Genomic DNA, 23,547 nt, shown 5'->3' on the forward strand with positions numbered 1-23,547 from the left:
GCTCCTCATTGGATGTCGTCTTCGCGGCCGCGGCTGCGGAACGCATCGCGCGAACGCAGCGGGTCGCTGGCGGCGTCGGGGTCGCTCGCCGGCCCCGCCGGGCTCGCTGCGGTGGCGGCGGATGCTGCCGCCGAGGCTACGGCGCTGCTCGCCGCCTGCGGCACGAGGGCGGCTGGCACCGAACCCGTCGCGCCGGCTGCTGCGCCGGACGCCTCGCTGGCGGCGGCCGCGTCGGCGGCATGCTGGCGGGTGGCGTCGACCAGCTTGTCGAGCGGCAGATACATCACGTTGTTGCCGGCCTTGCTGTCGACAAAGACCTTCGTCGAATTCGAATAGATGTGCTGCATGGTGTCCAGGTACATGCGCTCGCGGATCACAGCCGGCGCTTTGGAGTACTGCTCGTAGACCTGCTTGAAACGCTCGGCGTCGCCTTGCGCCTGCGCCACCACCTGGTCGCTATACGACCTGGCCTCGTCGACGAGGCGTGCCGCGTCGGCCTGGGCGTGCGGCAGCAGATCGTTGGCATAGGCCTGCGCGTCGGCTTTCGCACGTTCGCGGTCCTGATGCGCTTTCGCTGCGTCGTCGAAGGCGGCCTGCACCTGGTCGGGCGCCTGCACGCCCTGGATCGTCACGCCGGTCACGACCAGACCCGTTTGCGATTCGTCCAGGGAATGCTGGATCGCATCGGACAGTTGCTGGCGAATTGCTTCGCGATCCTGATAGAGGATGTCGTCCGTGCTGCGCCCGCCGACGATGCCCCGCACCGCCGCCTGCGCGGCCAGCGTCACGCTCTGATCGGGGTCGACGCTGCGGAACAGATAGTCGGTGGCGCTGCGCACCTGATACTGCACGGCAAAGCGCACGTCGACGATGTCCGCGTCGTGCGTGAGCAGCGAGGAATCCTTGACGTTGGCAAGCCGCACGACATTGTTGCGGCCAATTTCCACCTGCCGCACGTCGCCGATATTGACGAGCTCATGCGCCTCGAACGGATACGGCAGACGCCAATGCACGCCCTGGGTCGCGGTATAGCGATACTTGCCGAACTGCGTGACGACACCCGCCTGGCCGTCCTGCACGACGAACACGCCGCTGCCGAGATAAATGGCGACCAGCACGCCGATCACGATGCCCACGCCGATGCGCGCGCCGCGGCCGTTGTCGGGACGGCCTGCGCCGCCGCCCGTGCCTTTGCGGCCGAACATGCTGCTCAGGCGGCGATTGAAGTCGCGCCACATCTCGTCGAGATCGGGCGGCCCGTCGCTGTCCTTGCCGTTCGGTGGACGCTTCGAATCGTTTGGCCGTTGCCGTGCGCCATTGCCGTCACCCCGGCCCCAGCGCGGATCGTTCATCGAAAGAATGGCGCGCAGGCGCAGCCAGATACTCCGCTCGTTGTAATCGTTCACCTGTGTTCGTTCACCAGAGTAGACAGCGGGTCAGTGCAATTTGGCACGGGTCGGTTCAGTGCCCGAGTTCTGGGACCTTGCGGTCGTCGCGCGGTTCTGCAAGCCGGTGATCTTCTTCCGGCCCCACGCGCGGCTCGTCGGAGAGAGTTTCGGCAGCCGCGATTTCGGCGATGGCAGCGCGCAGTGTGTCCAGCCCCTGCCCGGTGCGCGCGCTCAAAAAGACGCGCGAAATATTACCATACTCGTCCCGCTCGACCGCCTCGCCGCGGGCCGCCAACTCAGGCACCGCGTCGATCTTGTTGAAGACCAGAACCTGGCGGATCGTGTCGGCGCCGATTTCGTGCAGCACCTCGTTGACCTGATCGATCTGGTCGAGGCGCACGGCGCTCGATGCATCCACCACGTGCAGCAGCAGGTCGGCGTGAATGGTTTCTTCGAGCGTGGCGCGGAAAGCGGCCACCAGTTGGTGAGGCAATTCGCGGATGAAGCCGACCGTGTCGGACACCACCACCTGCCCCACCTCGTCGCCGAGATAGACGCGCCGCGAAGTGGTGTCGAGCGTGGCGAAGAGCTGGTCCGCCGCATACGCCTGGGCTTTCGTCAGGGCATTGAAAAGCGTCGACTTGCCGGCATTGGTATAGCCGACCAGCGACACCGACATGGTGCGGTTGCGTTCGCGCGCGCGCCGCTGCGTGCCGTGCTGGCGGCGCAGTTTTTCGAGCCGTGCCTTGAGCGCCTTGATGCGCTCGCCAATCAGCCGGCGGTCGGTTTCAAGCTGGGTTTCACCCGGACCGCGCAAACCGATACCGCCTTTTTGCCGTTCCAGGTGGGTCCATGCGCGGATCAGCCGCGTGGACAGGTACTGCAATTGTGCGAGTTCGACCTGCAGCTTGCCTTCATGGCTGCGGGCGCGCTGCGCGAAGATATCGAGGATCAGACTCGTGCGGTCGATCACACGCCTGTTAAGCGCTTGCTCCAGATTACGCTGCTGGGCAGGCGCGAGCGCGTGATTGAAGATGACGAGTTCGATGTCGTTGGCCTCGCACGCAAGACGCAGTTCTTCGACCTTGCCGCTGCCGACGAACATCTTGGCATCGGGGCTGGACCGGCGTCCGGTGAGGGTAACGATGGGATTCGCGCCCGCGCTTTGCGCGAGCAGGCTGAGTTCTTCGAGACTGGCTTCGAAATCGATCTTACCGAAGTCGATGCCGACAAGCGCTGCGTTGGTCAAATTGGAGGGTATCAAAATGAAGCGGCCGGGAGAGATCGCCAACGGGCGACGCTACGCCGGCCGCGACGAGAGGTTAGGACTGTTCGGAATCCGGGTGGAAATTCACCGGACGGGCAGGCACGACAGTCGAGATTGCGTGCTTGTAGACCATCTGGGTGACCGTATTCCGGAGCAACACGACGTACTGGTCGAACGATTCGATGTTCCCTTGAAGCTTGATGCCGTTGACCAGGTAGATCGACACCGGCACATGCTCTTTACGCAGTGCGTTCAAAAACGGGTCTTGTAACAATTGCCCTTTGTTGCTCATAGCAAACTCCGTATTTTTTTGCAGGTTGACTAAATTGACGACGAAGAAAAAGAAATCCGTCGTCAACCGCTACACTATAGCCGATTTTCGTTTTTGCGCGCGTGGCCTGGCCATCCGGCCAAACCCAGCACACACGCGGGTTTCAGCCTTTGTCCGCGTAAGGGTTCGTGGATGATCTGAACTCTATGCGCAATGGAGTCCCGGTCAGGCCGAAAGTTTCCCTAAAGCGGTTTTCAAGGTAGCGTTTATACGTTTCCGTGATCGCGTCGAGCGCGTTGCCGTGAATCACGATGATCGGCGGATTCTGCCCCCCCTGGTGGGCGTAACGCAGTTTCGGACGCACCGGACCCCGGCGGCGCGGCTGCTGGAATTCCACCGCGTCGATCAGGGCGCGCGTCAGTTTCGGCGTGGGCAGCTTCGACATTGCGGCGGCATAAGCGTCGTCCACCGAGCGCATCAATGCGCCAATTCCGGTTTTTTCCGCCGCCGAAATGAAGTGGAATTTGGCGAAGTCGAGAAATTTTAGTTTGCGCTCGAGATCCGCCTTGGTGCGCTCGCGCACATGCGGGTCGAGACCATCCCATTTGTTTACGCCAACCACTAGCGCGCGGCCCTGCTCCACCACGAAACCGGCAATATGCGCGTCCTGATCGGAGATGTCCTGACGGGCGTCGAGCAGCAGGATCACCACGTTGGCATCGGAAATGGACTGCAGCGTCTTCACCACCGAGAACTTCTCGATGGCTTCGAAAACCTTGCCGCGCCGGCGCAGGCCGGCCGTGTCGATCAGCGTGTAGGGCTTGCCCTGACGCTCGAAGTCGACGTAGATCGAATCGCGTGTCGTACCGGGCATGTCGAACGCGATCACGCGTTCCTCGCCCACCAGTGCATTGATCAGCGTCGACTTGCCGACATTCGGACGGCCAACGATGGCGATCTTGATGCCACGCGCAGCCTTTTCCTCATCGCTCTCTTCCGGCTGGCCCGCGTAGGCCACTTCCAGCGCCTCGTTGATCATCTCCGTCACACCGTCGCCGTGCGCCGCCGAAATGGCGCGCGGGTCGCCGAGACCGAGTTCGTAGAAATCCGCGGCCACGGCGCTGTACTTCATCCCCTCGGCCTTGTTGACGACGAGGAAGATCGGCCGGCCAACCTTGCGCAGGTAGTCGGCAATCGACTTGTCCTGGGGCGCGAGACCGTTGCGGCCATCGACGATGAACACGACGATGTCCGATTCCTCGACCGCCTGACGCGTCTGACGCGCCATCTCATGGAGAATGCCGTCCTTCGCGACCGGCTCGAAACCGCCCGTGTCGACGACGAGGTACGGCCGCTCGCCCGTGCGCCCCTCGCCGTAGTGACGATCGCGCGTGAGGCCAGGCAGGTCGGCAACCAGCGCATCGCGCGAGCGCGTGAGACGGTTGAATAGCGTGGATTTCCCCACATTGGGGCGCCCCACAAGGGCAATAACGGGTTTCATCAGATGTTGTTCACGGTGAAACGCGAGGCCGAAATCGACCACCCCGCGCGCGACGCCATGCGGCCGCGTCGCGGCTGCGTTTGACGCAAATTATCACGAATTCGGCCGGCCCCGGATACGCCGCATCTATGCGCATCCAGGCGGACGTTGGACTGGTTGTATGGACGGCGCCGCTGCGCCGCCGGGTTCCGGGCTGCGGACGGCTCCGCTCCCGTACCACCATTCAATGGCCCGGCGCCTGGATGGATCAGGCGGTTCGGGCGCCGCCGCACCACCCTGCAAGGCGTTGCGGCCAAAACGCACGCGGCCGGCTAAGCCGGCCTGCGCGCCTCGCGGCCAGCCTGCGCCGCGCTTATATGCCGCAATTAGCGCGGACGGAAGCCGTACAGATCGCCGTCGTGCGTCTGCACGACGAGCGTTTCGCCGGCCAGCACCGGCGCGGCGGTGATCGCACTGCCGTCGGTCGGCATGCGCGCGACGAATGTGCCGTTGTCACGCGACAGGAAATGCACGTAGCCCTGGAAATCGCCCAATACGGCAGCGTGGCCCAGCAGATACGGCACGCTCACTTGACGGTTCTTCAGCTTGTCGTTGGTCCAGAGCTGGTTGCCGTTGGTCGCGTCATACGCGCTCACTACCGACCAGTCGTCGCCGCCCACCACCGTGTTCTCGTCCTGCGCGACGCCCGTCGTGCTCGAGAACGGCTTTTGCCATACCGGGCGGCCCGAGTTGGCGTCGAAGCAGGCCATCTGCCCCTGGAACGTCACCGCGCAGGTCTCGGCGCCGACCAGCGTGGGCGGTCCGGTCACGTCATTGATACGCTCGACCTCGGTGACGCCCTTCGGATACGACACCGGCGTTTCCCAGAAGCTGTCGCCCGTTTGCAGGTTGATGGCCGCGAAGGTGCCGCCCGGGAAACCGGCCAGCACGGCCTGAGCACCCGCGAACGTCATGCCCGAGGACACGCGCAGATTGAGCGGCACCGCGCGGTTGCGGTACACCCATCGCTGCTCGCCGGTTTGCGCGTTGAAGGCCGTGATCTGGCCGTCGACGGTACGCACGATCACGTAGTCGTTGCCCACCAGCGGCGGCGAGATGATTTCGCCAGGCGCCGTGTTCTTCCACAACAGCTTGCCGTCCTCGCCGAGCACGAAGACTTCGCCCTTGAGGCCGCCGACCGCGGTCAGCGTGCCGTCGCTACCCACACCGGCGGACAGGTCGCTGCCGACCTTGATGCGCCAGACGTCCTTGCCGGTTTGCGCGTCGATCTTCGCGACCGAGCCATTCGCACCCGCGGCGAAAACGAAGTTGCCGACCGCCACCGGCGAGAACAGGTAACGCCCTGCCTTGCCGACGCTGGACTTCCAGGCCTGCTGTACGTTCAGCACGGATTTGAACTCGGTGAGCGGCGTCGGCTCGCGGCGCTCGTCTTTCGTGGCGCAAGCCGCCATCATGAGGACGGTCATCGCACAGGCAACGGGCACAGCGTAGCGTTTCAGCAGATTCATCGATTGACGTTGCATTTAGGAAGATTAATCAAATGGGACTGGTTGAGCTTCGTATGACGCTCAACCGCCCAGCGCGTCCAGCTTGAACTGGATCAACTGGCGCGAGGATGCATCGGACTTCGACAGGGAATCGAGAGCGAGCTGATAGGCCGCCCGCGCGTCGGCACGCTTGCCTTGCGCTGCCAGCAGATCGCCGCGGCCGTTCGCCACCGCGCCCTTGAAAGCGTCGGATTGCGGCTCGCCCAACAGCGCGAGACCCTGGTCGTAAGCCTTGTCGTCGAGCAGCAGCGAGGCGAGGCGCAGCTTCGCGATCTGCTTGAATTCGTCGTCCTTGGCGTGGTCGATGGTCCATTGCAACTGGGCCTTCGCACCGGCTTCGTCACCGGCTGCGTAGAGCGCCTTTGCGGCGAGCAGCGCGCTCATCTGCGCATAGGCGGTGCCGCCGAACTTGTCTTCCATGTCGCCGGCCACGCGCGCGACCAGCGCCTTGTCGCTGCCGTTGACAGCCTGTTGCACCTGGTCGAACAGCACCGCGGCTTCCGCCGCCTGATGCCGCTGCCAGTAGTTCCAGCCGTTCCAGCCGGCGGACGCGAGCAGCGCCACCAGCACGATCCACGTGGTGGAGTTGCCCCACTGGGCCCACCAGGCTTTCAGACCTTCAATTGATTCTTGTTCGTCGTGGTAACTCATCGCCAGGCGATTCCTTCTCTTTATTACCTTGTATGTGTCGGACCGCATGGCCGACGACATTGCATTTAGTCGTCGCCGTCTTCGGCGGATGCAACCATCGCATTGATTAGAAATTCGGTCAAGTCTTCGGCCGGCACGTTCTGTTGCTCGCTCTTACCGCCGTCCTGGCTCACATTGCGCAGCGGCTTCACGCCCACCGTGGCGTTGGCGATCTCGTCCTCGCCGAGGATCACCGCGAACGCCGCACCGCTTGCGTCGGCCCGCTTCATCTGCGACTTGAAGCTGGCCGGCTGGCCGTCAGCGCTGCAATGCAGGATCACGTCGAGACCGGTATCGCGCAGGCGCTCGGCAATGATGAAGGCCTGTTCGCGCGCGGCCTCGCCCTGATGAACCAGGTAGACGTCGCAGCCTTCGTCTTCCGGCACGAGATTCTCTTCCTTCAGCAATTCGAGAATGCGCTCGATGCCCATGGCCCAGCCGCATGCCGCCGTCGGCTTGCCGCCCAGTTGCTCGATCAGCGGGTCATAGCGGCCGCCGGCGGCCACCGTGCCTTGCGCGCCGAGCTTGTCAGTCACCCATTCGAACACGGTCTGATTGTAATAATCGAGACCGCGCACGAGACGCGGATTGATCTTGAACGGCAGGTTGTTTGCCTTCAGCAAACGCTGCAGCCCTTCGAAGTGCGCGCGCGATGCCTCGCCGAGGAAGTCGATCAGCTTCGGTGCATTCTGCGCGACTTCCTGCATGGCCGGGTTCTTCGTATCCAGCACGCGCAACGGGTTCGTATACAGGCGACGCTTCGCTTCTTCGTCGAGCACGTCCATGTGCTTTTCGAGATACGCGATCAGTTCGACGCGGTGCGCCGCGCGTTCTTCGGCCAGCCCCAGCGAATTGATTTCGAGACGAATCCCGGTCAAGCCCAGGTCGTCCCACAGACGCTGGCACATCATGATGATTTCAGCGTCCGTATCCGGGCCGGCAAAACCCAGCGCCTCGACACCCACCTGATGAAACTGGCGATAACGGCCGCGCTGCGGACGCTCGTGGCGGAACATCGGCCCGATGTACCACAGACGCTTTGGGCCGTCGTACAGCATGTTGTGTTCGATCGAAGCGCGCACGACCGCTGCGGTATTTTCCGGACGCATCGTCAGATTCTCGCCGTTCAGCGCGTCGGTAAAGCTGTACATCTCCTTCTCGACGATGTCCGTCACTTCGCCGATACCGCGCGTGAACAGTTGCGTATGCTCGACGATCGGCGTGCGGATATTCTGGTATCCGTAAGAACGGAGCATCGACTTGACGGTTGTCTCGAAAAACTCCCACAGACCTGCTTCCTGCGGGAGGATGTCGTTCATGCCCTTCACACCGGACAATTTCTCGAGCTTTTTCTTCTGTTCAGTCATCTGTGTTCGCTTGATACTTCTCAGTTGAGCGCAGTCACGCGGCCGTAGGTCCGCTCGACGTAATCGCTCACGATTTGCTGGAATTCTTCGGCGATATGCTCGCCGCGCAGCGTCTTGACCTTCTCGCCGTCGATGAACACCGGCGCGGCCGGATTCTCGCCCGAGCCCGGCAGACTGATACCGATATTGGCCTGCTTCGATTCACCCGGCCCGTTGACGATGCAACCCATCACCGCGACGTGCATCTTTTCGACGCCAGGATACTGGTCGCGCCACACCGGCATCTGCAACCGCAGATACGTCTGGATCTGCGAGGCGAGTTCCTGGAACAGCGTGCTGGTGGTCCGGCCACAACCGGGGCAGGCAATCACCATCGGCGTGAACGAACGCAGACCCATGGTCTGCAGGATTTCCTGACCGACGATCACCTCGCCGGTGCGCGGGCCGCCCGGCTCCGGCGTGAGCGAGATGCGGATGGTATCGCCAATGCCTTGCTGCAAGAGCACCGACAGCGCCGCCGTCGACGCCACGATGCCCTTCGAACCCATGCCGGCTTCGGTCAGGCCCAGGTGCAGCGCGAATTCGCAACGGCGCGCGAGTTCGCGGTAGACCGCGATCAGATCCTGCACGCCGCTCACCTTGCACGACAGGATGATCTTGTCGCGCCCCAGGCCCAACTCCACGGCGCGCTCGGCCGAGCCGATGGCCGACTGGATCAGCGCTTCGTACATCACGCTCTGCGCTTCCCACGGCGTGGCCCGCGCGGCGTTTTCGTCCATCATCTTCGCGAGCAGGTCCTGATCGAGACTGCCCCAGTTGACGCCGATACGCACCGGCTTGTCATACTGGACCGCGGCTTCGATCATCTGTGCGAACTGCGTGTCACGCTTCGCGCCATGGCCGACATTGCCCGGATTGATCCGGTACTTCGACAGCGCTTCCGCGCACGCGGGGTAATCGCGCAGCAGCAGATGGCCGTTGTAGTGGAAGTCGCCCACCAGCGGCACCGACACGCCCATGCGGTCGAGCTGGTCGCGCACGGCCGGCACGGCCGCAGCCGCCTCCGGCGTGTTGACGGTGATACGCACCAGTTCCGAACCCGCCTGGGCCAGTTCCTTGATCTGGATGGCCGTGCCGATTGCATCCGCGGTATCGGTATTGGTCATCGACTGGACCCGCACCGGCGCATCGCCGCCAATGGTCACCAGATTGCCGCCCCAACGGACATCGACAGCATGCGACTTGCGCCGCGCCGCCTGGCCGCCGAAAACCGGCTCGTTCGAACTAATCTGACTTGCAGACTGAATGCTGGATTGGGATTGAGCTTCGGAGTGCATCGAAAAACCCATTTACGCCGCATGCGCTGCGCCACGCGCATGCCGCATGAATTGAAAAAGCGCCGCGTTCCGGCTGGAACGCGACGCGTACCGTGTATCAAGGCAGCGTCAAGCGCGCCACATTGCCCTTGGCAGAAGCATATTTTGCCGGGTCGACCGGCTGGCCGTCGAGCGACATCGATTCAAGCCCGGCCTTGTTGCCGACCGTGACCTTGAAAGGTCCCACGCCGGTGACTTCCTTGCTGTCGCCCGCGTGCACGAGGCCGGAGAAGATCTCCTTGCCATCGCTCTGACGCACGCTGAACCAGCTATCCTGCGTCACGCGCACCGCGACGATCGACTCGCCCGCCGCCGCCTCGGCTTCGCCCGACGCGCCGTTGGCCGCGGTCGCCACGACCGGCGCACTGGCAGCCTTGGCCACGGCCGGCGTTGCGGTCTGTGGCGCTGCTGTTTGCGCATTAGCCTGGGACGCCGCCTTCGGCGCCGCCGTCACAGCCGCTGCCGAGCTGGCCGCGTCGACCGTCGGCAACGGCGCCGGCAGTGCTGCCGCCGATGCCGCGTTATCCGTTGCGGCCTGGCCCGCGTCCGGCGCCGACGCACCCGGCGCCGCTTCGTCCGCGACAGCTTCCGAACCGCCCGCCTGCCCTTGCGCCACGGCGCCCGACGCACCGCTCGCGTTGCCTGCCGCACTATTGGCGCTCGCCCGCAGACGGGCCAGCCACGCCGACGATTCGCCGCCATTGGTATGCCACATGCCGAGCGCGATCACCGCGACGATCACCGCCGCGATACCCCACAGCCACGAACGATGTTTCTGGCCACCGCTGCCGCCCAGCGACAGCGATACGCGACCGCGCGGCAGATCGCGCCCCGACGAAGCCGGCATCGACAGATCCGGCGCCGGCACGCCTTTCTCACGCCGCAGCGCCTGGGTGAAGGGCGCCGGATCGGCGCCGAGCATCTTGGCGTAGCTGCGCACCACACCGAGCGCGAACGTGGTGTCGGGCAACTGGCTGATGTCGCCCGACTCGAGCGCCCGCAGTTTGGCCGCCGATACCTTCAGACGGGCCGATACGTCGTCGATCGACCAGTTCTTCGATTCACGGAGTTGCGTCAGTCGCGCCCCGACCGCCGCCAGCGAGTCCAATCCCGTCTGCAATGCAGGCTGCACCACAGGCCGCGCGGCGGCCGGCGCCGGATGGCCTGCGTGGGTCCCTGTGTCCTCCGGGTGCGGGTGCTGCGGCTCACTCATCCCAAATCCTTTCGCGTCGATTCTTTTTCACGTGCGCACCACCGAGGCGCCATGCCTCGAGTCGCCTGCGCAAACCGTTTATAACAAAATGTGCGGCCTCATGTGCCGCTTCCGATCGCTTCTGCAAACTTTCTTTTCAATTCTGCATCGCACGGCAGGTTTTTTGCGCTTCGCGAAAAACTCGCAAAGCGCACTCCCCGCCACCGTGCTCACACCGCGCGGACCTCGATGATCTTGCCCGCCTTGCCTGTGCGTTCGGCCAGACGGGTGCGGTCCTTGACCGCGCCCGCCAGTTGCCCGCACGCCGCGTCGATGTCGTCGCCGCGCGTCTTGCGCACGGTGGTGACCACGCCCGCGTCCATCAGCACTTGTGCAAAGCGCTTGATCTGTTCGTTCTTCGAGCGGATCAGGCCCGACTCCGGGAACGGATTGAAAGGAATCAGGTTGAACTTGCACGGCACGTCGCGCGTCACGGCCAGCAGTTCGCGCGCTTGCGCTTCGCTGTCGTTGACGCCGTCCAGCATGCAGTATTCAAACGTAATGAAATCGCGCGGCGCAACTTTCAGATAACGCTGGCACGCCGCCATCAATTCGCGCAACGGATACTTCTTGTTCAGCGGCACCAGCATGTCGCGCAGCGGATCCGTAGGCGCATGCAGCGACACCGCCAGCGCCACCGGCAGATCCGCGCCGAGCCGGTCCATCATGGGCACCACGCCCGAGGTAGACAGCGTGACACGCCGGCGCGACAGGCCGTAGGCGTTGTCGTCGAGCATCAGGCGCATGGCCGGCACCACCGCGTCGTAATTCAGGAGCGGCTCGCCCATGCCCATCATCACGACATTCGTGACGACCCGCTCGCCCTTGCCTTCGCCCCCCGCCGCCCGGCCGCCCGCGACACCCAGCGAGGCGCGCAGCGCGAATTCAGCCATGCGCAACTGGCCGATGATTTCGCCGGTGGTGAGATTGCGTGAGAAACCTTGTTTGCCGGTGGAACAGAAGCGGCAGTTGACCGCGCACCCGGCCTGCGACGACACGCACAGCGTGCCGCGGGTTTCTTCCGGGATGAAGACGGTTTCAACCGCATTGCTGTTGCCGACGTCGATCAGCCACTTGCGTGTGCCGTCGGTAGAGATGTGATCGCTGACGATGCCCGGCATCGTCATGGTTGCACGGCCCTTGAGCTTTTCGCGCAACGACTTCGCCAGATCGGTCATGCCGTCGAAGTCTGCAGCGTTGTACTGGTGAATCCAGCGCTGCAATTGTTTGGCGCGAAACGGCTTCTCGCCCAGGCTGTCGCAATATGCGACGAGCCCCTGGGCGTCGAGATCGAGAAGGTTGACGGTTGGACTGCTCGTCATATCGAATCCTGCCATTTCAGTGCGAGACTTTCGTTCATGCAACAAGCTGCATGAACGCTTTGGCCGTTCGCGCCCGTTCCTGCTGCTTTACCTTACTACTTCGCCGAGCGATTAGCGCGAGTAAACGTTGACTTCCGGGAAGAAGAACGCGATCTCGACCTTGGCCGTTTCCGGTGCATCCGAACCGTGCACGGCGTTTGCGTCGATGCTGTCTGCGAAGTCAGCGCGAATCGTGCCCTTTTCGGCCTTCTTCGGATCCGTTGCGCCCATCAGGTCGCGGTGCTTCAGGATAGCGTTTTCACCTTCCAGCGCCTGCACGACCACCGGGCCGGAGATCATGAAATCGACGAGGTCCTTGAAGAACGGACGTGCAGCATGCACAGCGTAGAACTTCTCTGCGTCAGCACGCGACAGATGAACCATGCGCGAAGCGATGATCTTCAGACCAGCGTTTTCGAAACGGCTGTAGATCTGCCCGATCACGTTCTTGGCCACTGCGTCCGGCTTGATAATCGACAGGGTGCGTTCGATCGCCATAAAAACTCCAGAAAATTAAGAGGTTACAGATTCAAATGAATCCGCTATTGTAGCATGTTCCCATGTATGATTGCGATTGAACCCTTACGGCACTGAAAGACTCCAACGAGGGCTTGTATTTGTCCGTAACAGAGCGCAGCCGGGGATTGAAACTCCTTAAGTCGGCGCTAATCTTAGGGTTGTACAGTACAGTCAAGCGACCGGCGGCGAACTTGCTGGCCGGCGCGGCATAAACCACGGCGAGTCATTTGCCTGATGCAAGGAGAAACCATGAACGACCATCCCTATAGCTTCGGCCGCAACGGTGCGGTCAGCACGGCCGAAACCCGCAACCGCGTGCTACGCAATACCTACTGGCTGCTGGCGCTGTCCATGGTGCCAACGGTGCTGGGCGCATGGGTGGGTGTCGCTACGGGTTTCTCGCTGTTCGCGGCTACCAGCCCGGCCATGAGCATGCTGGCGTTCTTCGCCATCGCGTTCGGCTTCATGTTCGCCATCCAGCGCACCAAAGACAGCGCGGTCGGCGTGTTCGTGCTGCTCGGCTTCACGTTCTTCATGGGCCTGATGCTGTCGCGCATGCTGAGCTTCATCCTCGGCTTCTCGAACGGTCCGTCGCTGATCATGATGGCGTTCGGCGGCACGGGCGTGATCTTCACCGCCATGGCCACGATTGCCACGGTCAGCAAGCGTGACTTCTCGGGCCTCAGCAAGTGGCTGTTCATGGGCGTGATCGTGCTGATCCTCGCTTCGGTCGCCAATATCTTCCTGCATCTGCCGGCGCTGATGCTGACGGTGTCGGTGCTGGCCATCGTGATCTTCTCGGCGTACATGCTGTTCGACGTGCAGCGCGTCGTGAACGGCGGCGAGACAAACTACATCACCGCGACGCTCGCCATCTACCTCGATCTGTATAACGTGTTCGTGAACCTGCTGGCGATCCTCGGCATCTTCGGCGGCAACCGCAACTAAACGTAGAGCCAGGCGCGTAGCCGGCCACAAACCGGCGCGCCGAACAAAAAACGCCCATGACAGTTGTCTGTCATGGGCGTTTTCTTTTGCGCTCGCGCAGCCGCTGCGACAAGCCGCTAGCCGCTAGCCGCTACATCGCTACAGGGCCGCTACAGCTGCAGTCTCACGCCGCCTCAAAGGGTCAGCCAGTCGAATCCATCGTCCTGCGACGCCACCACCACCTCGGTCGCCGCGGCGCCCAGCACGCCCGCCATTGCCGCCTGCGCGAGTTCCGGCGAATTGTTCTGCTGACTCAGATGCGCCGCCACCAGATGACGCAGCCGCGAACGATCGAGCGAAGCAAGGATCTCCGCCGCCGCCTCGTTGTTCAGATGGCCATGATTGCCGCCGATGCGCGCCTTCAGCGACTGCGGATAGCGGCTCGCCGCCAGCATCCGCACGTCGTGATTGCATTCGAGCACCAGCGCGTCGCAGCCGCTCAGCACATTGCTGATATGCGGCGTCGACGTGCCGACGTCGGTCAGCACGCCCAGCCGGCTCGCGCCGTCGGACATCACATATTGCAAAGGCTCGCGGGCGTCGTGCGGAACGGTATAAGGCAGCACGCTAAGATCGCCGATCGCAACCGCCTCGTCGCCCCACAGGACATGCAGCTCGACCTCGGCCTCGTCGGCGCCGACTGCGCGCGCCGTGCCCCAGCTCATGTGCAGGGGAATCGACCACTTGCGCGCCAGCGTCAAGGCGCTGCCGATGTGGTCGCTGTGTTCGTGGGTAATGAGAATGGCGTCGAGGCCCTCGACGCCCAAGCCGAGCCGCGCAAGACGGCGCTCGACTTCTTTCGCCGAAAAGCCGCAGTCCAGCAATACGCGCGTGGTGGTCGCGCCGCTTTGCACTTCCACGAGCAAGGCATTGCCTTCACTGCCGCTTCCCAGGCTGGCGAACCGCACGGCTCGCCTTAGTTCAGTTGCGCATGCAGCAACGAAACGATGCGCTGCGCGTCCGACGAGGTGTCCACCTGACCATTGGCGTCGACCACCGCCACCTGGCTTTGCGTGTCACCCTTCGGACGCACGTTCACGAGGAATTCCTGCGCCGGCTTCTTCGAATTGCCGCTGTAGAACAGCTTGCCGAACAGGCCGTCTTTCTTCAGCTCCTGCGCCGAATCCGCGTAACGCACGTAGTAGATGCCCTTTTCGCGATCGCGGTTGTCGACAGCAAAGTTGGTGCGGTCGAGCGCGAGGCCCACACGCAGCCAGGCGCGGTCGAACGATTCCTGCAGGTCGAGCGTGGCGGCGCCGCCGGCGGCCAGGTCCACCGTGACCGGCGCGGTAGCCGGACGGGCGTCCGTGATCAGTTGCTTCGACTGCGCGTCGGTCAGACCGAATTTCTGCATCAGCTTGGCGAGGAACAGCGCTTCCAGCGCCGGATCGCGCGGACGCTCCACCCAACGCGACGAAGTCTTGTCCTGGCCCGTCAGCATTTCTTCCATCGCGCTATGCGTGATGGAAATGTCGGTGACGTCGTTCGAACCGCGCGAAACCAGCGTGCGGAAGCTGTCACGAGTTCCCGACGAGTACGCGAAGTCCACCACCTTGCCGATGGTTTTGCGGAACCAGTCGTCCGGAATATTGGCGCGGTTCTCGGCCCAGTCGGTGGTCATGATGCCGGTGGTCGGCGCGTCGGTCTTCAGGACAAAGCCATTGTCCTGCCAGAACTCCTGCAACTGCGGCCACAGTTGTTCCGGCGTGCGGCCGTCGACCACCAGCCAGCGATGATCGCCGTCGCGCTCGATGTGCATGCCGAGCGGGTCTTGCGCATTCGGCACGCCTTCGGTCGCGTTGCCGGCGGCCGTCACGTTACGCGTGGGCGCGCCGCCGAGCGCCAGGTTGGTGGGCGGCGCCACGTAGATCTGCGTGGTCGGCGTGGCCTGCAGGTCGCTCGGGACGTTGAGCGGCGGAGCTGTGCCCGCGCCCTTGTAGTTGACGCGGTCGGAGGCAAACCAGTCGTTCAGCGTGTCACAGCCGGCGAGCGTCACCAGGGCAAGCGCCAGCGCCGCCATGCGGGTTGCGTGGAGGGAAAGTGCGGAACGTTTCATGAGGTCCTTCGTGAAGCTGGAACGCGGTGCCTGGTTCAATGCCGGGAACGCGGGCGATGTCGACGTCGGTTAAGGAAATGCCGGTGACGGGCTGCTCGATGCTGAAACTCTCAGCCGAGCAGGCCCGCTTCGCGCAGCGCAGCACGCACCACTTCGTGGTAGCGCGCATCGAGCGGGGTGAGTGGCAGGCGGATACCGCCCTGCACCCGCCCCAGTTGCTGCAACGCCCACTTCGCAGGAATCGGGTTCGATTCGATGAAGAGGTTCTTGTGCAGCGACAGGAGTTTCAGGTGAATCTCGCGCGCGGTTTTCGCGTCGGCCGCCAGCGCGGCCTTGCACAGCTCGCTCATATCGCGCGGCGCAACGTTCGCCGTGACCGAAATATTGCCGTGGCCGCCCAGCAGCATCAGGGCGATCGCGGTCGGATCGTCACCGCTGTAAATGCCGAAATGCGCGGGCGCGGACTTGATCAGGTGCGCGGCGCGGTCGATACTGCCCGTCGCTTCCTTCACGCCCACGATGCCCGGCACCTGCGCGCAACGCAGAATCGTCTCGTTCGACATATCCGCGACCGTGCGGCCGGGGACGTTATACAAAATCACCGGCAGGTCGACCGTTTCCGCGATTTTGGCGAAATGGCGGTAGATGCCTTCCTGGGTCGGCTTGTTGTAGTACGGCACCACCTGCAGGGTCGCATCCGCGCCCACCGCCTTGGCCTGCTGGGTCAGCTCGACCGCCTCGGTAGTGGAATTGCCGCCCGAACCGGCGATCACCGGGATCCGGCCAGCCGTGTGTTCCACGGCGGTTTTGACCATCAGCACATGTTCTTCGACCGACAGGGTGGCCGATTCGCCGCTCGTGCCGACCACCACGAGCGCGTTCGTGCCCTCTTCGATATGCCAGTCGATCAGCTTGCGAAACGCCGGCAGATCGAGGCTGCCGTCTTCGAGCATCGGGGTGATGATGGCGGGAATGCTGCCGCGAATCCGCGGACCGTCGCTGGGGTTGCCGCCGTGAGTGCCGTTAGTCATGAAACGCCATGAATTTAATCAGTAAACCGCGATTGTAGCGGATTAGCCAGCCAGTTCGTAACAAGGCGGGGGTAATGCCTGAGTGTCACCGGAAGCTGGCTCCGCCTCCAGAATTGCGCAGATCCGCTGGACGTAAGCCGGACGCGGCTGCGCAAGAAAACCATCCTGAAACGCCACCACCCGCAGACGCGGACGAACCGTGTCGAGCAACTCGCCCGGCGCCAGCAGGAACGCCGGATTGGACGGCTTGCCGACCGTCTGGTTGCCGTGCGCGAAAGTCTCGTAAATCAGCACGCCGCCGGGCGCGAGCGCCGCGAGCAGTTGCGGGAACAACGGGCGATGCAGGTAATTCGTCACCACCACCGCGGCGAATTTCGCCTCGCCGGGCAATGGCCAGGGCGCGCCTTCGAGGTCGGCCGCGAGCGTCGTGATCAGCGGCTCGTCATGCATGGCGGCAAGCGCTGCCGCGTCGCGATCGAGCGCGGTAACTGGATGACCGTGGCCGGCAAACCAGCGCGCGTGCCGCCCCGCACCCGAGGCGACATCGAGCACCGCGCCGCCGGCCGCCACGAGGTGCGTCCAGCGGCGCACCCAGCGCGACGGCTCGCCGGGCGGCGCGTGAGAAACGGACATAACGGGTTCGCTCATGGCCTGCAAAAAGCGCTGCGCGCGGTAGGTGCCGGACGCCTCGGAAGCGCCAAAGGCATCAATTGTACGAGAGGCCCATTGCCTCACGCACATCGCGCATCGTTTCGGTGGCGAACCGGCGCGCCTTGTCGCAGCCGTCGGCGACGATCGCGCGCAACAGCGACGGGTCGTCCATGTATTTCTGCGCGCGTTCGAGCATGGGCTGCTGTTCGCGCAGGATGCCTTCGATCACCGGCTGCTTGCAATCCAGACAGCCAATGCCGGCCGAGCGGCAGCCCTTTTGCACCCACTCGTGGGTGGTTTCGTCCGTGTAGACCTGGTGCAGTTGCCATACCGGACACTTGTCCGGGTCGCCCGGATCGGTGCGGCGCACGCGCGCGGGATCGGTCGGCATGGTGCGGACTTTCTTGCCGATGGTCTCCGCGTCTTCGCGCAGGCCGATCGTATTGCCGTAAGACTTCGACATCTTCTGGCCGTCGAGTCCGGGCATGCGCGACGCTTCCGTCAGCATGGCCTGCGGCTCGACGAGGATGATCTTGCGCGAGCCTTCGAGGTAACCAAACAGGCGCTCGCGGTCGTTCATCGACAGGCTCTGCGACTCCTGCAACATCGCCCGCGCCTGTTCGAGCGCTTCGTCGTCGCCTTCCTGCTGATAGGCATTGCGCAACTCGTGATAGAGCTTCGAGCGCTTGCCGCCCAGCTTCCGGGCGGCTTCGTTAGCCTTCTCTTCGAAGCCCGGCTCACGGCCGTACAGGTAGTTAAAGCGGCGGGCGATTTCACGCGTCATTTCGACGTGCGGCACCTGGTCTTCGCCGACCGGCACGAGCGAGCCGCGATACAGCAGAATGTCCGCCGCCATCAGCACCGGATAGCCGAGGAAGCCGTAGGTCGAAAGATCCTTATCCTTCAGCTTCTCCATTTGCTCCTTGTAGGTCGGCACGCGTTCCAGCCAACCCAGCGGCGTGCTCATGCCGAGCAGCAGCGCCAGTTCCGCATGCTCGGGCACCTTGCTCTGGATGAAGAGCGTCGCCTGAGCCGGATCGATGCCCGACGCGAGCCAGTCGATCAGCACTTCCCAGACGTTCTTTTCGATGACCTCGGGCGTTTCGTAATGCGTGGTGAGCGCGTGCCAGTCGACCACACAGAAAAAGCACGGATACTCGGACTGCAGCCGGACCCAGTTTTTCAGCACGCCGTGATAGTGGCCGAGGTGCAGGGAGCCGGTAGGCCGCATGCCGGAGAAGATACGGTCAGGGAACATGGTTTTATTGAAAAAGCGAAGCGATAGGGGTCAGGACGGCGGTCACGGCGTCATAACCGAGACTGACGAGCGGGCTCAGCCAGAAGCGGGTCAACAGGCCGGTGAACAGCAGCGCCATCACGATAAAAAAACCATACGGCTCGAGGCGCGCCAGTGCAATCGCCTGACGCGGCGGCAACAGCGCGGTCAGCACACGCCCGCCGTCGAGCGGCGGCAGCGGAAACAGGTTGATCACGCCAAGCACCAGATTGACGCCGACACCGGCCGCCGCCATGCGCGTGAAAAACGGCTCGTCGACGCCGGCCACGCCGAGCGCCACGCTGAACACGCCCCACAGAAGCGCCTGCACGAAATTGCACAGCGGCCCGGCGAGTGCGACCCACAGGCTACCCCAGCGCGGATTGCGCAGATTGCCGAAGGCGACCGGCACCGGTTTCGCGTAACCGAACATGAAGGCGCCGCTGGTGGCGAAGTACAGCAGAAGCGGAATGGCGATGGTCCCGAGCGGGTCGATGTGCCGCATCGGATTGAACGAAACGCGCCCGAGCGCGTAAGCGGTATTGTCGCCGAGCATGCGCGCAACATAGCCGTGAGCGGCCTCGTGCAGCGTAATGGCAAAAATCACCGGCAACGCGTAGACCGCGATTGTCTGTATCAGGGAAGATTCCATAGCCTGCTATTGTAACAACGCCATTGCGTGCGTCTGTCCGCTTTCGCTCATGCAGGCGCCCCTGCGACTGGCCGTCCTGCTGCAGGCACAACCCTGCGGCCCTTCATGCCGGCTGTTCGAGTCCAAAGGGTGCGAGGCTGCCGCGCCCTGCCCGCACCAGTACCGGTTCTGCGCCCGTCAGATCGACGATGGTCGACGGCTCGCAAGGGCATGCGCCGCCGTCTATCACCAGATCGAGCTGTTTTTCAAGGCGCGCGCGAATTTCTTCCGCGTCGTTGAGCGGCTGGCTTTCGCCCGGCATGATCAGCGTCGTGCCGAGCAGCGGCTGGCCGAGTTCTTCGAGAATCGCCAGCGTGATGGCGTGATCCGGCACCCGCAGCCCGATGGTCTTGCGCGACGGATGCGACAGCCGGCGCGGCACTTCCCGGGTGGCTTCGAGCACGAACACGTAAGGCCCCGGTGTGACCGACTTGATCAGGCGGAATTGCCGGTTGTCGACCATCGCGAAATTGGCCAGCTCCGACAGGTCGCGCACCAGCAGCGACAGCAACTGCCGCTCGTCGAGGCCGCGAATCCGCCGCAGCCGTTCCACGGCGTTTTTGTCGTCGAGATGGCAGGCGAGCGCGTAGCTCGAATCGGTCGGCATGGCAACCACGCCGCCGTCGTTGATGATCTGCACGGCCTGCTTGATCAGGCGTGGCTGCGGATTATCCGGGTGGATCCGAAAAAATTGGGACATGGTCGTTATGGCGAGAATCGGGGCCGTGCGCCGCGCAGGCTCACAGCCAGCGTTCCCAGACAGGCGTCAGATCGGACGGCAGTTGCGGCAAGCCGCCTAGCTCGACCCGGCCCTCGCCCGCCGCGTGGAAATCCGAACCGCGCGAGGCTTCGAAACCGAAGCGGCGCGCCACCTCCGCATATTCGCGATACTGGTCCGGCGTATGGCTGCCGGTCACGACTTCGATGGCCTTGCCGCCGAGATCGATGAACTCGCCGAACAGGGCGTCGAATTCCACCTGGGTGTATTCGTAGCGCCCCGGATGGGCGATCACCGCTTCACCGCCCGCTGCCTGAATCCAGCTTACCGCGTCGGCCAGTTTCGACCAGCGGTGGGAAATGTAGGCCGGCTTGCCGTCGCCGAGAAAACGGGTGAACGCGTCCTGGGTCGATCTGGCATAACCGGCGTCCACCATGAAGCGCGCGAAATGGGTGCGCGACATCATGTCGGGATTCGAGACGTACTTCAGCGCGCCTTCGTAGGCATCCGGCACACCGAGCGTGGCGAGTTTCTCGCCGATCGCTTCGGCGCGCGCGGCGCGGCCGTTACGGGTTCGCTCGAGACCGTCGATCAGCGTCTGGCAGGCCGGATCGATATTCAGTCCGACGACGTGCACCGTGCGCGACGCCCATGTCACCGAAATCTCCACGCCGCTCAGATAGCGCATGCCGAGCGCCTCGGCGGTCTGGCGCGCTTCCGCCTGGCCGCCGAGTTCGTCGTGGTCGGTCAACGCCCACAGCGTGACGCCGCCGGCAAGCGCGCGGCGCGCGACGTCGGCGGGCGCGAACTGGCCGTCGGAAACAGTGGAATGGCAGTGGAGATCGGCGTTCATCTGGGTCTTAAGAGGGTTCTGCGTTCATTTTACTGCAACGCAGTAAGCCCAGCAGACGATTCGCCGACGCGCAAGCCTTCGCCGAAAAATCCTCAGAAGAAAAATATTATGCGCAAAAGGCCTCGATCAGCGCAGCAACCTGCTCCGGCTGATCGTGATGGACCATGTGGCCGGCGTCCTCGATGATTTTTTCGCGCCAGTCGGGAAAGGCGCTGAAGCGGGCCTTGAACTCGTCGAGCGACACCTCGCCGGCGATCTGCGCGAGGGTCGGCGAGCCGGCGGCTTCGACATGCAACACCCTGGCGCGGACGTTCGCCCACACCGCCATGATCTCGTCGAGACGGTACAGCAGCGGGCTGCGCAGCTTGTGCGCCGGATCGGCCTGCAGCATGAAGCGGCCCTCGCCGTCGGGCATGGACCAGTGCCCGGCGAGATAGCGGGCGCGTGACGGCGCGAGGCGCGGGTTGGTCCTGGTCAGACGCGCGGCGACCTCGTCGAGCGAGGCGTAGTGCTTCAATTGGGGCGGTTCGCGCAACTCGTCGAGCCAGCCGCGCAGGCGTTTCGGCGACTGACCCGGATGGGCGGCAGCGAGGCCGAAGCCTTCCAGATCCACCACCCGTCGAACCCGCTCCGGGCGCACGCCCGCATACAGGCACACGACGTTCGCGCCCATGCTGTGCCCGACCAGGTTGACCTCGCCGGACGGCGCGTAATGGTCGAGCAGCGCGTCGAGATCGGACAGATACTCCTGAAACCAGTAGCTGCCGCCGCCGCGCTCGGCGACCGGCCAGTCGGACAGACCGAAACCGCGCGCGTCTGGCGCGATTACCTGCCAGTCGCCGCCGAGCGCGTCCACCACGAACTGGAACGACGCTGCGACATCCATCCAGCCGTGCAGCATGAACAGCGTCGGGGCGGTCGGGTTGCCCCAGCGCCGCACGTGCAGGCGCACGCCGCGCACGGTGATGAAATCGGACTCTGGAGTGTTCATGAGCAAACCGCGCCTAAAAAAGAATGGTCGTTCGATTATAACGAGATGGGCGCCAAACGGAAGGCGCGGCGCCGGCGTGGCCTGTCGAGGAAAGACTCAGACTGTCGACGGCGGCGGCTCTTCGAGACCCGCGAGCGCGGCCAGTTCCGCCTCGTCGAAACCGGCGTCGCGGCGCGCCGCGAAATTGAACGGACCGCGTAATTTCGGAGCGTGATACTGCCCGGCAAGACGGACGTAGGTGGTATGTGGGTCCAGACCGCCCGTTTCGCACAGGTGACGGAACCAGCGGTTGCCGATCAGCACGTGGCCGATCTCGTCGCGCAGGATCACGTCGAGAATCGCCGCGGAGGCATGATCGCCCGCCTGCTGGAGCCGCGCGCGGATCGGCGGCGAGGCGTCGAGGCCGCGCGCCTCCAGCGTGCGCGGCACCAGCGCCATGCGCGCCAGCACGTCGCCGCGTGTGCGCTCGCACATATCCCACAGGCCGTCATGAGCGGGAAAATCGCCGTATGCATGATCGAATTCGGCCAGACGGGCGACCAGCAGCGAGAAGTGATGCGCTTCTTCGGCCGCCACCTTGAGCCAGTCGGTGTAGAAGGCGGCGGGCATGCCGTCGAAGCGCCAGACGGCGTCCAGCGCAAGATTGATGGCGTTGAACTCGATATGCGCCAGCGCATGCAGCAGGACCGCGCGACCCTCGGGAGATTGCATGCCGCGGCGGCCGAGCTTGCGCGGCTCGACCAGCTCCGGACGCTCGGGTCGCCCTGGCAAGCCGGACGGTTCATCGATCGATGCGCCCGGCGAGCAGCTCGCGCGGCCTTGCTGGACGCTGGCGTAGAGCGCGCGCACCGCGTCGGCCTTGGCGCGCGGATCGCGCTCGCATAGTGCGTGGAGCGCCGCGGTGCGAGCACAGGCCGGCGGATGGTCCGTGGGACCAGAGACAGCGGGGACGGCGGAGACAGCAGAATTCATCGTGGCGGAACGGAAAAACGGCTAAGGGAGGCAACGGCAAGCGGACGAATGGACGCGCGGGTTGGCAGCTCGCCGCACACCGCGGCACCGGACGGGCGGCGCGCCGCGGTCCATCCACACAACCGTTTACAATACGCCATTCGACCTTACGGCGCGGGCTTTGGCAGCACGCCCGCACGAACTAACCGCAATATCGTTGCATGGGATCGGAGACACTGTGGCAATTTACAAGCTCGGCGATACAGCCCCCAACATCCATGAAAGCGTATTCGTGGCGGACACCGCGACCATCATCGGCAAGGTGTCGCTCGAGGAAAATTCCAGCGTCTGGTTCGGCGCGGCGATCCGCGGCGATAACGAGCTGATTTCGGTCGGTCCGGGCAGCAACGTCCAGGAAAACGCCGTCCTGCATACCGACCCCGGCTACCCGCTGACCATCGAAGCCAATGTGACGATCGGCCATCAGGCCATGCTGCATGGCTGCACCATCAAGGAAGGCACGCTGGTCGGAATTCAGGCGGTGGTCTTGAATGGAGCGGTAATCGGCCGCAACTGTCTGGTCGGAGCAGGCGCCATCGTCACCGAGGGCAAGGTATTTCCTGACAATTCGCTGATTCTGGGCGCGCCGGCCAAGGTTGTGCGCGAACTGACGGAAGCCGACATCGCCGGCATGCATCGAAGCGCGGCCAAATACGCTGAAAGGCGCGCATATTTCAAGGCGCAGCTCGTGCGTATCGGCTAGCAGGCCGCACACGTAGCATCGAGTTGTGCCATTAGACCGA

Annotated in this window: 23 protein-coding genes; 2 read left to right on the forward strand and 21 right to left on the reverse strand. The window is 63.9% G+C overall.

Going from position 1 to position 23,547, the window contains the following annotated elements:
* Positions 1 to 5: 5 nt before the first annotated feature.
* From hflK to ndk, 11 genes are all read right to left on the reverse strand, one after another.
* Positions 6 to 1,406: an FtsH protease activity modulator HflK gene (hflK, locus tag FQ755_RS19000; RefSeq protein WP_144156357.1), complete on the reverse strand. Its 1,401-nt coding sequence runs from the start codon at positions 1,404 to 1,406 to the stop codon at positions 6 to 8.
* A 55-nt stretch (positions 1,407 to 1,461) separates the two neighbouring features.
* Positions 1,462 to 2,679: a GTPase HflX gene (gene hflX, locus FQ755_RS19005; RefSeq protein WP_186308589.1), complete on the reverse strand. Its 1,218-nt coding sequence runs from the start codon at positions 2,677 to 2,679 to the stop codon at positions 1,462 to 1,464.
* 31 nt (positions 2,680 to 2,710) lie between these two features.
* On the reverse strand, positions 2,711 to 2,947 hold the full coding sequence (gene hfq / locus FQ755_RS19010; RefSeq protein ID WP_006051315.1) for an RNA chaperone Hfq: 237 nt from the start codon (positions 2,945 to 2,947) through the stop codon (positions 2,711 to 2,713).
* Between the two features lie 142 nt (positions 2,948 to 3,089).
* Positions 3,090 to 4,427, reverse strand: coding sequence for a ribosome biogenesis GTPase Der (gene der / locus FQ755_RS19015; RefSeq protein WP_144156359.1), 1,338 nt, complete (start codon positions 4,425 to 4,427; stop codon positions 3,090 to 3,092).
* Positions 4,428 to 4,792: 365 nt separating this feature from the next.
* Complete coding sequence (gene bamB, locus FQ755_RS19020) at positions 4,793 to 5,935, reverse strand: outer membrane protein assembly factor BamB (RefSeq protein ID WP_144156360.1); 1,143 nt, start codon at positions 5,933 to 5,935, stop codon at positions 4,793 to 4,795.
* A gap of 60 nt (positions 5,936 to 5,995) precedes the next feature.
* Positions 5,996 to 6,625: a tetratricopeptide repeat protein gene (locus FQ755_RS19025; RefSeq protein WP_144156361.1), complete on the reverse strand. Its 630-nt coding sequence runs from the start codon at positions 6,623 to 6,625 to the stop codon at positions 5,996 to 5,998.
* A gap of 65 nt (positions 6,626 to 6,690) precedes the next feature.
* The gene (gene hisS / locus FQ755_RS19030) at positions 6,691 to 8,031 is read right to left on the reverse strand and encodes a histidine--tRNA ligase (RefSeq protein WP_144156362.1); all 1,341 of its coding nucleotides are present in this window, start codon (positions 8,029 to 8,031) and stop codon (positions 6,691 to 6,693) included.
* A gap of 20 nt (positions 8,032 to 8,051) precedes the next feature.
* Positions 8,052 to 9,380 (reverse strand): flavodoxin-dependent (E)-4-hydroxy-3-methylbut-2-enyl-diphosphate synthase, encoded by a 1,329-nt coding sequence (ispG, locus tag FQ755_RS19035; protein WP_144156363.1) that lies wholly within the window; start codon positions 9,378 to 9,380, stop codon positions 8,052 to 8,054.
* 85 nt (positions 9,381 to 9,465) lie between these two features.
* Positions 9,466 to 10,620: a helix-turn-helix domain-containing protein gene (locus tag FQ755_RS19040; RefSeq protein WP_144156364.1), complete on the reverse strand. Its 1,155-nt coding sequence runs from the start codon at positions 10,618 to 10,620 to the stop codon at positions 9,466 to 9,468.
* A 209-nt stretch (positions 10,621 to 10,829) separates the two neighbouring features.
* A complete protein-coding gene (gene rlmN / locus FQ755_RS19045; RefSeq protein ID WP_144156365.1) occupies positions 10,830 to 11,981 on the reverse strand; it encodes a 23S rRNA (adenine(2503)-C(2))-methyltransferase RlmN in 1,152 nt (383 codons plus the stop codon).
* Between the two features lie 111 nt (positions 11,982 to 12,092).
* The gene (ndk, locus tag FQ755_RS19050) at positions 12,093 to 12,518 is read right to left on the reverse strand and encodes a nucleoside-diphosphate kinase (protein ID WP_074264186.1); all 426 of its coding nucleotides are present in this window, start codon (positions 12,516 to 12,518) and stop codon (positions 12,093 to 12,095) included.
* Between the two features lie 270 nt (positions 12,519 to 12,788).
* Here ndk and FQ755_RS19055 point away from each other — a divergent pair, with 270 nt between their 5' ends.
* Positions 12,789 to 13,487 carry a Bax inhibitor-1/YccA family protein gene (locus tag FQ755_RS19055; RefSeq protein ID WP_144156366.1) on the forward strand — a complete coding sequence of 233 codons (699 nt, stop codon included), beginning with the start codon at positions 12,789 to 12,791 and terminating at the stop codon, positions 13,485 to 13,487.
* A gap of 173 nt (positions 13,488 to 13,660) precedes the next feature.
* Here FQ755_RS19055 and FQ755_RS19060 read toward each other — a convergent pair whose 3' ends face one another.
* The 10 genes from FQ755_RS19060 to FQ755_RS19105 form a co-directional block, all read right to left on the reverse strand.
* Positions 13,661 to 14,434 (reverse strand): MBL fold metallo-hydrolase, encoded by a 774-nt coding sequence (locus FQ755_RS19060; RefSeq protein ID WP_144156367.1) that lies wholly within the window; start codon positions 14,432 to 14,434, stop codon positions 13,661 to 13,663.
* An 8-nt stretch (positions 14,435 to 14,442) separates the two neighbouring features.
* Positions 14,443 to 15,582, reverse strand: coding sequence for an outer membrane protein assembly factor BamC (gene bamC / locus FQ755_RS19065; RefSeq protein WP_144156368.1), 1,140 nt, complete (start codon positions 15,580 to 15,582; stop codon positions 14,443 to 14,445).
* A 110-nt stretch (positions 15,583 to 15,692) separates the two neighbouring features.
* Complete coding sequence (gene dapA, locus FQ755_RS19070) at positions 15,693 to 16,613, reverse strand: 4-hydroxy-tetrahydrodipicolinate synthase (RefSeq protein WP_144156369.1); 921 nt, start codon at positions 16,611 to 16,613, stop codon at positions 15,693 to 15,695.
* A gap of 42 nt (positions 16,614 to 16,655) precedes the next feature.
* Positions 16,656 to 17,246: a class I SAM-dependent methyltransferase gene (locus FQ755_RS19075; RefSeq protein WP_144156370.1), complete on the reverse strand. Its 591-nt coding sequence runs from the start codon at positions 17,244 to 17,246 to the stop codon at positions 16,656 to 16,658.
* A gap of 73 nt (positions 17,247 to 17,319) precedes the next feature.
* Positions 17,320 to 18,522 carry a tryptophan--tRNA ligase gene (locus tag FQ755_RS19080; protein ID WP_144156371.1) on the reverse strand — a complete coding sequence of 401 codons (1,203 nt, stop codon included), beginning with the start codon at positions 18,520 to 18,522 and terminating at the stop codon, positions 17,320 to 17,322.
* A 4-nt stretch (positions 18,523 to 18,526) separates the two neighbouring features.
* Positions 18,527 to 19,192, reverse strand: coding sequence for a site-2 protease family protein (locus FQ755_RS19085; RefSeq protein WP_144156372.1), 666 nt, complete (start codon positions 19,190 to 19,192; stop codon positions 18,527 to 18,529).
* Positions 19,193 to 19,295: 103 nt separating this feature from the next.
* Positions 19,296 to 19,931, reverse strand: a complete 636-nt coding sequence (locus FQ755_RS19090) for an L-threonylcarbamoyladenylate synthase (protein WP_144156373.1) — start codon at positions 19,929 to 19,931, stop codon at positions 19,296 to 19,298.
* Positions 19,932 to 19,971: 40 nt separating this feature from the next.
* Positions 19,972 to 20,802: a 3',5'-nucleoside bisphosphate phosphatase gene (locus tag FQ755_RS19095; RefSeq protein WP_144156374.1), complete on the reverse strand. Its 831-nt coding sequence runs from the start codon at positions 20,800 to 20,802 to the stop codon at positions 19,972 to 19,974.
* A gap of 106 nt (positions 20,803 to 20,908) precedes the next feature.
* A complete protein-coding gene (locus FQ755_RS19100; protein WP_144156375.1) occupies positions 20,909 to 21,793 on the reverse strand; it encodes an alpha/beta fold hydrolase in 885 nt (294 codons plus the stop codon).
* A gap of 96 nt (positions 21,794 to 21,889) precedes the next feature.
* On the reverse strand, positions 21,890 to 22,765 hold the full coding sequence (locus FQ755_RS19105; RefSeq protein ID WP_144156376.1) for a ferritin-like domain-containing protein: 876 nt from the start codon (positions 22,763 to 22,765) through the stop codon (positions 21,890 to 21,892).
* 217 nt (positions 22,766 to 22,982) lie between these two features.
* Between FQ755_RS19105 and FQ755_RS19110 the strand changes: the two genes are divergently transcribed.
* Entirely contained in the window at positions 22,983 to 23,507 is a 525-nt protein-coding gene (locus FQ755_RS19110) for a gamma carbonic anhydrase family protein (protein ID WP_144157034.1), read from the forward strand.
* Positions 23,508 to 23,547 lie beyond the last annotated feature (40 nt).

The organism is Paraburkholderia sp. BCC1885 (genome assembly GCF_900996235.1).
GTDB lineage: Bacteria > Pseudomonadota > Gammaproteobacteria > Burkholderiales > Burkholderiaceae > Paraburkholderia.

Bases quoted from the DNA above. Each gene is read 5' to 3' on its own strand.
- hfq (WP_006051315.1), bottom strand. From the start codon at position 2,947: ATGAGCAACAAAGGGCAATTGTTACAAGACCCGTTTTTGAACGCACTG.
- der (WP_144156359.1), bottom strand. From the start codon at position 4,427: ATGAAACCCGTTATTGCCCTTGTGGGGCGCCCCAATGTGGGGAAATCC.
- bamB (WP_144156360.1), bottom strand. From the start codon at position 5,935: ATGAATCTGCTGAAACGCTACGCTGTGCCCGTTGCCTGTGCGATGACC.
- FQ755_RS19025 (WP_144156361.1), bottom strand. From the start codon at position 6,625: ATGAGTTACCACGACGAACAAGAATCAATTGAAGGTCTGAAAGCCTGG.
- hisS (WP_144156362.1), bottom strand. From the start codon at position 8,031: ATGACTGAACAGAAGAAAAAGCTCGAGAAATTGTCCGGTGTGAAGGGC.
- ispG (WP_144156363.1), bottom strand. From the start codon at position 9,380: ATGGGTTTTTCGATGCACTCCGAAGCTCAATCCCAATCCAGCATTCAG.
- FQ755_RS19040 (WP_144156364.1), bottom strand. From the start codon at position 10,620: ATGAGTGAGCCGCAGCACCCGCACCCGGAGGACACAGGGACCCACGCA.
- rlmN (WP_144156365.1), bottom strand. From the start codon at position 11,981: ATGACGAGCAGTCCAACCGTCAACCTTCTCGATCTCGACGCCCAGGGG.
- ndk (WP_074264186.1), bottom strand. From the start codon at position 12,518: ATGGCGATCGAACGCACCCTGTCGATTATCAAGCCGGACGCAGTGGCC.
- FQ755_RS19055 (WP_144156366.1), top strand. From the start codon at position 12,789: ATGAACGACCATCCCTATAGCTTCGGCCGCAACGGTGCGGTCAGCACG.
- bamC (WP_144156368.1), bottom strand. From the start codon at position 15,582: ATGAAACGTTCCGCACTTTCCCTCCACGCAACCCGCATGGCGGCGCTG.
- dapA (WP_144156369.1), bottom strand. From the start codon at position 16,613: ATGACTAACGGCACTCACGGCGGCAACCCCAGCGACGGTCCGCGGATT.
- FQ755_RS19075 (WP_144156370.1), bottom strand. From the start codon at position 17,246: ATGTCCGTTTCTCACGCGCCGCCCGGCGAGCCGTCGCGCTGGGTGCGC.
- FQ755_RS19080 (WP_144156371.1), bottom strand. From the start codon at position 18,522: ATGTTCCCTGACCGTATCTTCTCCGGCATGCGGCCTACCGGCTCCCTG.
- FQ755_RS19085 (WP_144156372.1), bottom strand. From the start codon at position 19,192: ATGGAATCTTCCCTGATACAGACAATCGCGGTCTACGCGTTGCCGGTG.
- FQ755_RS19090 (WP_144156373.1), bottom strand. From the start codon at position 19,931: ATGTCCCAATTTTTTCGGATCCACCCGGATAATCCGCAGCCACGCCTG.
- FQ755_RS19095 (WP_144156374.1), bottom strand. From the start codon at position 20,802: ATGAACGCCGATCTCCACTGCCATTCCACTGTTTCCGACGGCCAGTTC.
- FQ755_RS19100 (WP_144156375.1), bottom strand. From the start codon at position 21,793: ATGAACACTCCAGAGTCCGATTTCATCACCGTGCGCGGCGTGCGCCTG.
- FQ755_RS19105 (WP_144156376.1), bottom strand. From the start codon at position 22,765: ATGAATTCTGCTGTCTCCGCCGTCCCCGCTGTCTCTGGTCCCACGGAC.